Source organism: Bradyrhizobium sp. MI1.11 (assembly GCF_055811255.1).
In genome coordinates this window covers 149,730-159,714 of record NZ_JBVVPM010000014.1, presented here as the reverse complement: position 1 = coordinate 159,714, position 9,985 = coordinate 149,730, and the positions used below count along the sequence as shown (strand labels likewise).

At 64.5% G+C, this 9,985-nt stretch carries 7 protein-coding genes; 5 read left to right on the top strand and 2 right to left on the bottom strand.

The features are described 5' to 3' along the window. Positions 1-569 precede the first annotated feature (569 nt). Together ilvD and AC0L30_RS16925 are read left to right on the top strand one after the other, a co-directional pair. Positions 570-2,294, top strand: coding sequence for a dihydroxy-acid dehydratase (ilvD, locus tag AC0L30_RS16930; protein WP_007590645.1), 1,725 nt, complete (start codon positions 570-572; stop codon positions 2,292-2,294). Then, positions 2,281-3,102 carry a tetratricopeptide repeat protein gene (locus AC0L30_RS16925; RefSeq protein ID WP_007590646.1) on the top strand — a complete coding sequence of 274 codons (822 nt, stop codon included), beginning with the start codon at positions 2,281-2,283 and terminating at the stop codon, positions 3,100-3,102. Before ilvD ends, AC0L30_RS16925 begins: the two co-directional genes overlap by 14 nt. Before the next feature lie 15 nt (positions 3,103-3,117). On the opposite strand, the gene xth is transcribed toward AC0L30_RS16925, so the two are convergent. Continuing rightward, positions 3,118-3,915, bottom strand: a complete 798-nt coding sequence (gene xth / locus AC0L30_RS16920; protein ID WP_007590647.1) for an exodeoxyribonuclease III — start codon at positions 3,913-3,915, stop codon at positions 3,118-3,120. 134 nt (positions 3,916-4,049) lie between these two features. Here xth and AC0L30_RS16915 point away from each other — a divergent pair, with 134 nt between their 5' ends. Further along, positions 4,050-6,380: a hybrid sensor histidine kinase/response regulator gene (locus tag AC0L30_RS16915; RefSeq protein ID WP_035992616.1), complete on the top strand. Its 2,331-nt coding sequence runs from the start codon at positions 4,050-4,052 to the stop codon at positions 6,378-6,380. A 6-nt stretch (positions 6,381-6,386) separates the two neighbouring features. Here AC0L30_RS16915 and erpA read toward each other — a convergent pair whose 3' ends face one another. Continuing rightward, positions 6,387-6,716: an iron-sulfur cluster insertion protein ErpA gene (erpA, locus tag AC0L30_RS16910; protein WP_007610737.1), complete on the bottom strand. Its 330-nt coding sequence runs from the start codon at positions 6,714-6,716 to the stop codon at positions 6,387-6,389. A gap of 146 nt (positions 6,717-6,862) precedes the next feature. Between erpA and AC0L30_RS16905 the strand changes: the two genes are divergently transcribed. Both AC0L30_RS16905 and argS read left to right on the top strand, forming a co-directional pair. Continuing rightward, positions 6,863-8,059, top strand: a complete 1,197-nt coding sequence (locus tag AC0L30_RS16905; protein ID WP_246649028.1) for a deoxyguanosinetriphosphate triphosphohydrolase — start codon at positions 6,863-6,865, stop codon at positions 8,057-8,059. A gap of 9 nt (positions 8,060-8,068) precedes the next feature. Then, positions 8,069-9,859, top strand: coding sequence for an arginine--tRNA ligase (gene argS, locus AC0L30_RS16900; RefSeq protein ID WP_007590651.1), 1,791 nt, complete (start codon positions 8,069-8,071; stop codon positions 9,857-9,859). Positions 9,860-9,985 lie beyond the last annotated feature (126 nt).

Below are 9,985 nucleotides of genomic sequence, written 5' to 3'. Positions count from 1 at the left end.
GCCATCGGCTATATCAGCCCGGTCGAGATGGAGCTAAAATCGGCTTGATCCATGTCCACTTTTTTGGGGGAAGATCATTTCTGGATTGCTTCGCTTCGCTCGCAATGACGCTTTGAGAGAGTGTGCGCCACGCTCGACCCTTGAGTCTCCGATGCGCAGCGCAGAGGCCTTTGCAGCGCGTAGGGGCACGCGCGGGGGATGATGAAGGCGCCGACTCACCTTGGCTGCGCCTCGTCGTCGCGTCTTAGTTGCGGTGCGGGCATCTACTGGCCTGAAGTTGTGGATTGTCCTCCCGCCGGGGGTATCGCAGTAAGCTCAATCGTGTCCTCCAAGCCACGATTGTGCCGTCCGCGCAACACCCGTCACGGATTTAACCATCATCTCTGTCCGTTCGCATCAACGCCGCTTTTTGGCCACACCCGAACATGAATAAAATCACTCGAATGTTTTAGCGGCAGCGGTGGTCCTGGAAGGCGACGGAAATCCCCAAGGTCGATTCAAAAGGTCGATTCAAATCTTGGCACTGATTTTTCGGGTCTGAAAGGGTTCGCCGGGGAAACTGGTTTGCGATGGACGCGAAGAGCAACATCAAGCAGAGGCTGCCGAGCCGTCACGTGACGGAAGGCCCTGCGCGCGCGCCCCATCGGTCCTACCTCTACGCCATGGGTCTGACCACCGACCAGATCCACCAGCCCTTCGTCGGCGTCGCCTCGTGCTGGAACGAGGCCGCGCCCTGCAACATCTCCCTGATGCGCCAGGCGCAGGCGGTGAAGAAGGGCGTCGCAGCCGCCGGCGGCACGCCGCGGGAATTCTGCACCATCACCGTGACCGACGGCATCGCCATGGGCCATGACGGCATGCGCTCCTCGCTGCCGTCGCGCGAATGCATCGCCGATTCCGTCGAGCTGACGATCCGCGGTCACGCCTATGACGCCCTCGTTGGCCTGGCCGGCTGCGACAAGTCGCTGCCGGGCATGATGATGGCGATGGTCCGCCTCAACGTGCCCTCGATCTTCATCTATGGCGGCTCGATCCTGCCCGGCAATTTCCGGGGCCAGCAGGTGACCGTGCAAGACATGTTCGAAGCCGTCGGCAAGCACTCGGTCGGCGCAATGTCCGACGAGGACCTCGACGAGATCGAGCGCGTGGCGTGCCCCTCGGCGGGTGCCTGCGGCGCGCAGTTCACCGCCAACACGATGGCGACCGTCTCCGAGGCGATCGGGCTGGCGCTGCCGTACTCGGCTGGTGCTCCGGCACCCTATGAAATTCGCGACGCCTTCTGCATGACGGCGGGCGAGCAGGTCATGGAGCTGATCGCGCAAAACATCCGGCCGCGCGACATCGTTACCCTCAAGGCGCTGGAGAATGCCGCCGCCGTGGTCGCCGCGTCCGGCGGCTCGACCAATGCTGCACTGCACCTGCCGGCAATCGCGCACGAGTGCGGCATCAAGTTCGACCTGTTCGACGTCGCCGAAATCTTCAAAAAGACACCGTACGTCGCGGATTTGAAGCCGGGCGGCCGTTATGTCGCCAAAGACATGTTTGAAGTAGGTGGCATACCGCTTCTGATGAAGACGCTGCTCGACAACGGATTTCTCCACGGTGACTGCATGACCGTCACCGGTCGAACGATCGCCGAAAACCTCAAAAGCGTGAAGTGGAATCCGCACCAGGACGTGGTGCACCCGGCAGACAAACCCATCACCGTCACCGGCGGTGTGGTCGGTCTGAAGGGCAATCTGGCGCCAGAAGGTGCGATCGTGAAAGTCGCGGGAATGTCCAACCTCAGGTTCACCGGTCCGGCCAGGTGCTTCGACCGTGAGGAGGATGCTTTCGAGGCCGTCCAGAACCGCACTTACCGCGAAGGCGAAGTCATCGTGATCCGCTACGAGGGGCCCAAGGGCGGTCCCGGCATGCGGGAAATGCTCCAGACCACCGCGGCGCTGACCGGCCAGGGCATGGGCGGCAAGATCGCGCTCATCACCGACGGCCGCTTCTCCGGCGCCACCCGCGGCTTCTGCATCGGCCATGTCGGGCCGGAAGCCGCCATCGGCGGCCCCATCGGGCTGCTCGAGGACGGCGATATCATCGAGATCGACGCGGTCGCCGGTACCCTTAACGTAAAATTGAGCGACCAGGAGCTTGCCCAGCGCAAGACCAAATGGACCGCTCGCGCGACTAACCACACGACGGGCGCGCTCTGGAAATATGCTCAGCAGGTTGGACCAGCGGTCGGTGGGGCAGTGACCCATCCGGGCGGCGCGCACGAGAAACAGTGCTATGCGGACATCTAGGCGTACCATCGTTGCGTTTGTGTTGGGGGCTACTGCGCTGGCCGCGCCGGCGCTCGCCTTTGACGGCGCACCCGTCAGCCAGAAGGATGCGACCATCCCGGTGGTCACGACCTTGCCGGGCGCAGCAGGCAAGGTGCGCAATGTACCGCCAGTCGTGCCGCAGGAAACCTCGCTCAGCGCCCTGCAATATGCCGCGGAAGGGGGCCACCCCATCGCGCAGTGGAAGCTCGGCCGCATGTATGCCAATGGCGACGGCGTCGCCCAGGACGATGTTCGTGCGTTCGAGTATTTCACCCGGATCGCCAACGCGCACGCCGAGGACAGCCCGTCCGCGCCCCAGGCGCAGATCGTCGCCAACGCCTTTGTGGCGCTCGGCCGCTATTATCTCAGTGGCATCCCGAATTCGAAGGTCAAGCCGGACCAGGAGCGGGCGCGGGAGATGTTCTCCTATGCCGCGTCCTATTTCGGCAACGCGGATGCGCAATACGATCTCGCCCGCCTGTACCTGAAGACACCAGACGCTTCGCGCGAGGATTTCCGCTACGGCGCGCGCTGGCTTGGGCTCGCCGCGCAGAAGGGCCAGCACGAGGCCCAGGCGCTGCTCGGCCAGATGCTGTTCAACGGCGACCGCCTGCCGCGGCAGGCCGCGCGCGGCCTGATGTGGCTGACGCTGGCGCGCGACAGCGCAGGTAGCGACGAGACCTGGATCAAGGAAAACTACAACCGCGCCTTCGCAAAGGCCTCCGACGACGATCGCGCCATGTGCCTGCAGATGCTGGAGCAATGGGTCCAGGGTCGCCGGGAGTGATGGGTTGAGGCGGCCTCACGCCGCCTCGAGGTCGAGATCCGCCCACACCGGCACATGGTCCGACGGCTTCTCCCAGCTGCGCACATAACTGTCGATGCCGACATTGCCGAGCCGGTCGCTGGCCTGTGGCGACAGCAGCAGATGGTCGATCCGCAGGCCGTGGTTCTTCTGCCAAGCGCCGGCCTGGTAGTCCCAGAAGGTGTAGAGCCCGGGCTCGTCGGTGACGGCCCGAAGCGCATCGGTCAGGCCGAGGCCGAGCAGGGACTGAAAACTCTCCCGCGTCTCGGCCTTGAACAGGGCGTCCTCGGTCCAGGCGGCGGGATTATGGACGTCGCGGGCATGCGGGATGACGTTGAAGTCGCCTGCGAGGATCAGCGGCTCCTCGGTCTTGAGGCGCTCCTTCGAATACTCAAGAAGCCGCGACATCCATTTGAGCTTGTAGGGATATTTCTCGGTGCCGACCGGATTGCCGTTGGGCAGATAGAGGCAGGCGATGCGCAGCACGCCGCTCTTGAGCGTCACCACGCCTTCGAGGAAGCGGGCATGCGCATCCTCGTCGTCGCCGGCCAGCCCCGACTTGGTCTCGTCGAACCGGAGCTTCGAGAGCAGGGCGACACCGTTGAACGTCTTCTGCCCATGGGTGACCACGTTGTAGCCGAGCGCCTCGATCTCCAGCCGCGGGAAGGCCTCGTCGACGCATTTGATCTCCTGGAGGCAGACGATGTCCGGCTGGCACTCCTTCAGCCAGGTCAGCAACAGGTCGATCCGCTGCCGGACCGAGTTCACGTTCCAGGTGGCTATTCTGATGGGCATTTCGACGGGCTCCGGGCAGGGGCCATGGTTAGAACAAAATGCAAACGCGCCCGTCAAGGACGCTGCGAAATCTCCCACAAAATTAACCCGGCTTAAGTCGGGCCTGGGTCATTGATCGTGAAAAGGTTTTTCGAATGGGACGGCCGGACAAATCCATGAAGCGAACCGAGCCCCGCGACGGGTTGATCGGCGCGTTCCTGTACTGGCTCGGCGGCTACGAGATCGAGGACGGCCTGACCGCCGGTCTCAGCGAGCGCGAGCTGAGCCGCATCCGCGCCAAGCAGATCGACGCGGTGATACGCCTGATCCCGGTGACGATGGCCGTCACCATGCTCAACGTCGCAGTCGTGCTGGTCCTGTTCTGGGGCCGTGGCTGGAACGACTTTCTCGCGATCTGGGGCATGACCCTCGCGACCGCCGCCTCGCTCGCGGTGCGCGCGTGGCGGCGCTCCCACCGGAGCCCGCCGCAGGAAGCCTCGCCCCGCGCCGCGCGGCAGATGTTGCGGCAGGCGTTTTTCCTCGCCGCAATCTGGGGCACGCTGCCGATCGCGCTGTTCAGCCGCATCGAGCCGACCAGCCAGCTCGTCCTGGCCTGCCTGATGGTCGGCACGATGTCCGGCGGCGCCTTCATGCTCTCGACCTTCCCGCGCGCGGGCCTTGTCTATCTCGCGACGACGACGATTGCCTGCGCCGCGGCGTTGCTGTTGTGCGGCACCGGGCCTTACCTCCTGACCGCGGTGTTTCTGCTGCTGTTCGCGTTCTTCATGGCGCGCAACATCGTCTCGCAAGGCAATCTGTTCCTCGGCAATCTCAAGGCCCGGCTCGAGCTCGAGCGCCAGACCGAGATCATTTCGCTATTGCTGAAGGATTTTCAGGAGAACGCCAGCGACTGGCTATGGCAGACCGACGCCGAAGGGCATCTGGTCGACGTGCCCGAGCGCTTCGCCGCCGTCGCACAGCTGCCACTGCCGTTGCTGAAGGGCTCGCATTTCGCCGACGTGCTCGACATGCTGTGCCCCGAAGACAAGAGCGCGGCCTACAACGTCGTCGGCCTGATGGAGCACGCCGAACCGCTGCACGAAATGAACCTCAAGGTCGTCGCCGGCGGCGAGGCGCGGCTGTGGTCGCTCACTGCGAAGCCGGCCTACGACCGCGACGGTCAATTCCTCGGCTATCGCGGCTTCGGCCGCGACGTGACCGAGCGCTGGCGCGCCGAAAAGGCCGAGGCCGAGAGCCGTGCCAAATCGGATTTCCTCGCGGTGATGAGCCACGAGATCCGCACGCCGATGAACGGCGTGCTCGGGCTTGCCAGCGTGCTGCTGGAGACAAAACTCGATCCGGAGCAGCGCGAGGCTGTCACCACGATCCGCGAGTCCGGCGACAATCTCCAGCGCATCCTCAACGACATCCTGGACCTGTCCAAGCTCGAGGCCGGACGCTTCGCGTTCGAGGTGATCGACTTCGCGCCGCAGGCGATGGTCGAAGCCGTGGCGACCATCGTGCGCGCGAGCGCCAAGAGCAAGGGGCTCGCCGTCAAGGTCGAGCTCGATCCCAACCTGCCGCCGACGCTGCGCGGCGATGTCGCGCGTATCCGCCAGGTCCTGCTCAATCTCGCATCCAACGCGGTGAAGTTCACTGACGGAGGCGAAGTCACGATCGCAGCTGTCTGTCAGGCCCGCCGCGATCTGCTCGCCACCGTCGAATGGAGCGTGACCGACAGCGGTATCGGCATCGCCCCCGAGAAGCTCGGCGAGCTCTTCTCCGACTTCGCCCAGGCCGACGCCTCGATCAGCCGCCGCTTCGGCGGCACCGGGCTGGGCCTAGCGATCTCGCGGCGCATTATCGAGCAGATGGGCGGCACCATCGGCGTCACCTCGACGCCGGGCGAAGGCTCGACCTTCCGCTTCACGCTGGTACTGCCGTGGAGTCAGGTGCAAACGTCCGATCACGACGCAGGCCGCGAGGAAGCCGACGATCTCAAGGCGCGCATCGCGGGCCTCGACCGACCGCTGAAGGTGTTGGTCGCCGAGGACGACGCCGTCAACCGCATGGTCGTGAGCAAGATGCTCGGTGCCTTCGACGTCGAGTTGCGCGTCGTGACCGACGGTGTCGAGGCCGTCGCGGCCGTGTCCGAAGACGATTACGATATCGTGCTGATGGACGTGCGCATGCCCGAGATGGACGGGCTTGCCGCGACCCGTGCGATCCGCGCCGAGGGCGGATGCTTCGCGGCCTTGCCGATCATCGCGCTGACCGCCAATGCCTTCCCCGAGGACGTCAAGATCTGCCGCGAGGCGGGGATGTCCGACTTCCTCGCCAAACCGCTGCGCAAGCCTGCGCTGGTGGCGGCTCTGCTGCGCGCGCTCGATGGACATGTGATGGCGGAAGACGCACCACTTCAGCCGGAGCTCACGCCTGTCGACGTGGAGTGGACGGACGAGGAAAGGCAGATGACTGGCGCCTAAAGCCTGTCAGATCGAGAAGCTGGTCCCGCAGCCACAGGACGCCGTGGCGTTGGGATTGTTGACCCGGAACGAGGCGCCGATCAGATCGTCGACGAAATCGACCTGCGAGCCCGCCAGGAACGGCTGCGAGGCGGAATCGACCAGCACCACAGCATTGTCCTGCTCGATCACGAGATCGTCGTCGGTGCGGGCACGGTCAATGTCGAACTTGTACTGGAAGCCGGAGCAGCCGCCGCCCTCGACCGAGATCCGCAGCATCGCGCCAGACCCTTCGCCCTTGAGGATCTCCCCAATCCGGCGTGCGGCCTTGTCACTGATGGTCACGTCAGTCGTCATCGCTCGTCTCCGATAGCCCCGCGGTCACACCAAGGTCGCCCGAAGGTCGGTTGCCCAATTCAGTTGGTATCCCGCGTCCGGCATAGTTAAGTGCCACCATACGCAGAATCAAATGGATAGGGACTAAATTCGCCGTGTCCGTCGGAATGGCTGCCCCCCACGCGCCCTATGCCTGCGATCCCGATCGCAGCCGCGGCCGGCTGGTCGCGGAACCGCCGAGCCGGACCCGCAGCCCGTTCCGGCGGGATTGCGACCGGGTGATCCATTCCACCGCGTTCCGCCGACTGAAGTACAAGACCCAGGTGTTCGTGTTCCACGAGGGCGACCATTACCGGACCCGGCTGACCCATTCGCTGGAGGTGGCGCAGATTGCCCGGGCGCTGGCGCGGCAGCTCGGGCTGGACGAGGACCTAACGGAAACCTTGGCGCTCGCCCACGACCTCGGCCATCCGCCGTTCGGGCACGCCGGCGAGCGGGCACTGGACGCCTGCCTGACGGATTTCGGCGGCTTCGACCACAACGCCCAGACGCTCCGCGTCGTCGCGGCGCTGGAACACCGCTACCCCGAATTCGACGGGCTCAACCTGACCTGGGAAGCGCTGGAAGGCATCGTCAAGCACAATGGCCCGCTGACCGATCGCAGCGGTGCGCCGGTCGGGCGTTATCGCGAGCACGGCATTCCTGTCGGCATCGCCGACTACATCAAGACCTACGATCTCGAGTTGTGGAGTTTCGCCTCGCTGGAGGCACAGGTCGCCGCGATCGCCGACGACATCGCCTATGATGCCCACGATATCGACGACGGCCTGCGCGCCGGCCTGTTTCACCTCGACGACCTCAAGGTCATGCCGCTGACCGCGGAGATCATCGCCGAGACGTCTGCGCATTACCCCGATCTCGAAGACGTCAGGCGCGGCGCCGAGCTGGTGCGCGAGCTGATCTCGCACCTGATCGGTGCCGTGTTCGCCGAGGCGCAGACAAACCTTGCCGCCGTGAAACCGCAATCCGCCCAGGACGTGCGCCAGCAGAGCCGGGCACTGATCGCGTTCCCCGCCGCGGTCGCCGAGGAGGAGGCCGCCATCAAGCGCTTTCTCTATCAGCACATGTACCGCCACAAGCGGGTCATGCGGGTGATGAGCGAGGCGGAACAGATCCTGTTCGACCTGTTCGCGAAATACCTCACATCGCCCGGCGAACTGCCGCCGGAATGGCTGGTCGGGGCGGAGGCGGACAATGAGGGCGACCGGGCTCGACGGATCGGGAATTTCATTGCCGGAATGACCGACCGTTTCGCCCTGACCGAGCACCAGCGGCTCTTTGACTCGACCCCGGATTTGCGTTAGGCGGCGCCCATGCCCGACACATCCTCAGCACTGCACTTGTTCGCCGACGTGCTCGCACGCGTGCACGCGGTCTGCCGCGCGCTTGCGGCGGACGCCAACTGGCCCGAGGGCATCGATTTCTCGCGCGTGGTGGTCGAGCCGCCGCGCGATACCTCCCATGGCGACATGGCGACCAACGCGGCCATGGTGCTTGCGAAAGAGGCAAAGGCAAAGCCACGGGATCTCGCCGAGCAGATCGCCGAACGGCTGCGCGCGGATGCGCTGATCGCCAAGGTCGACGTCGCCGGTCCCGGCTTCATCAATTTGACGCTGAAGCCGGCCGCATGGGCGGAGGCGCTACGGACCGTGCTGCGCGAGAGCGCCGATTACGGCCGCGTCCGCGGCGGCTCCAAGGTCAACGTTGAATATGTCTCGGCCAACCCGACCGGACCGATGCATGTCGGCCATTGCCGCGGCGCCGTGTTCGGCGACGCGCTGGCGAGCCTGCTCGAGTTCGCAGGCCGTGACGTCACGCGCGAATATTACATCAACGACGCCGGTGCGCAGGTCGACGTGCTCGCACGTTCCGCGTTCCTCAGGTATCGCGAGGCGCTCGGCGAGGACATCGGCGCGATTCCGGAAGGCCTTTATCCCGGCGACTATCTGAAGCCGGTCGGGCAGGCGCTGGCCAACGAACACGGCGACAAGCTCCTCGCCATGAGCGAGGGCGCGTGGCTGCCGACGGTACGCGCCAAGGCCATCGCGATGATGATGGACGAGATCAAGGGAGATCTCGGCGCGCTCAACATCCGCCACGACGTGTTCTTCTCGGAGCGCTCGCTGCAGGACGCCGGCAACAACAAGGTCGCCGAGACCATCGACTTCCTCAAGGCCAAGGGCGACGTCTACCAGGGCCGTCTGCCGCCGCCAAAAGGGGCCCCGGCCGAGGATTGGGAAGATCGCGAGCAGTTGCTGTTCAAGGCGACTGCTTATGGCGACGACGTCGATCGCCCGCTGATCAAGTCGGACAATTCCTATACCTACTTCGCCGCCGATATCGCCTACCACAAGAACAAGTTCGACCGTGGTTTTGCGGAAATGATCGACGTCTGGGGCGCCGACCATGGTGGCTACATCAAGCGCATGCAGGCGGCGGTGAAGGCGACGACCTCCGGCAAGGGGGCGCTCGACGTCAAGATCGTCCAGCTCGTGAAGTTGCTGCGCAACGGCGAGCCGGTGAAAATGTCCAAGCGGAGCGGGGACTTCGTCACCTTGCGTGAGGTGGTAGATGAAGTCGGCCAGGACGCCGTCCGCTTCATGATGCTCTACCGCAAGAACGACGCGGTGCTCGACTTCGACCTTGCCAAGGTCATGGAACAGTCGCGCGACAACCCCGTGTTCTATGTCCAGTACGGCCACGCCCGCGGCCATTCGATCTTCCGCAACGCCCGGGCCGAGGTGTTCCCGGAACTCCCCGAGGAAACCGAAAAGCGCATCGCCTGGCTCGGTGAGTCGGCGGTGGAACGGCTGTCAGACCCGGCTGAGCTCGACCTTCTTAAGCGGCTCGCAATTTTTCCGCGCATGCTGGAAGCGGCGGCAAGCGCCCACGAGCCGCACCGAATTGCTTTCTATCTCTATGACTTAGCGAGCGAATTTCACGCACTTTGGACGAAGGGGCGCGATTTGCCCTATTTACGCTTCATTATCAATAATGATGCAGATCTAACGAAGGCGCGGCTGGCCATGGTCCAGGGCGTCGTCTCTGTCCTGGCATCGGGCCTCGCCATCCTCGGCGTCCATGCTCCGGACGAGATGCGGTAGTTTGGGGCGAACTACTTAAGGGATTTCGGGGGTAACCGGCAGAAGCCGGATCGCTTAGACTTGGTTGAAAGCCTTGTGGGTCGAAAGCCGTGCCTTGGCCGAGGGGCGCGCGGCTTTCCCGAAGGG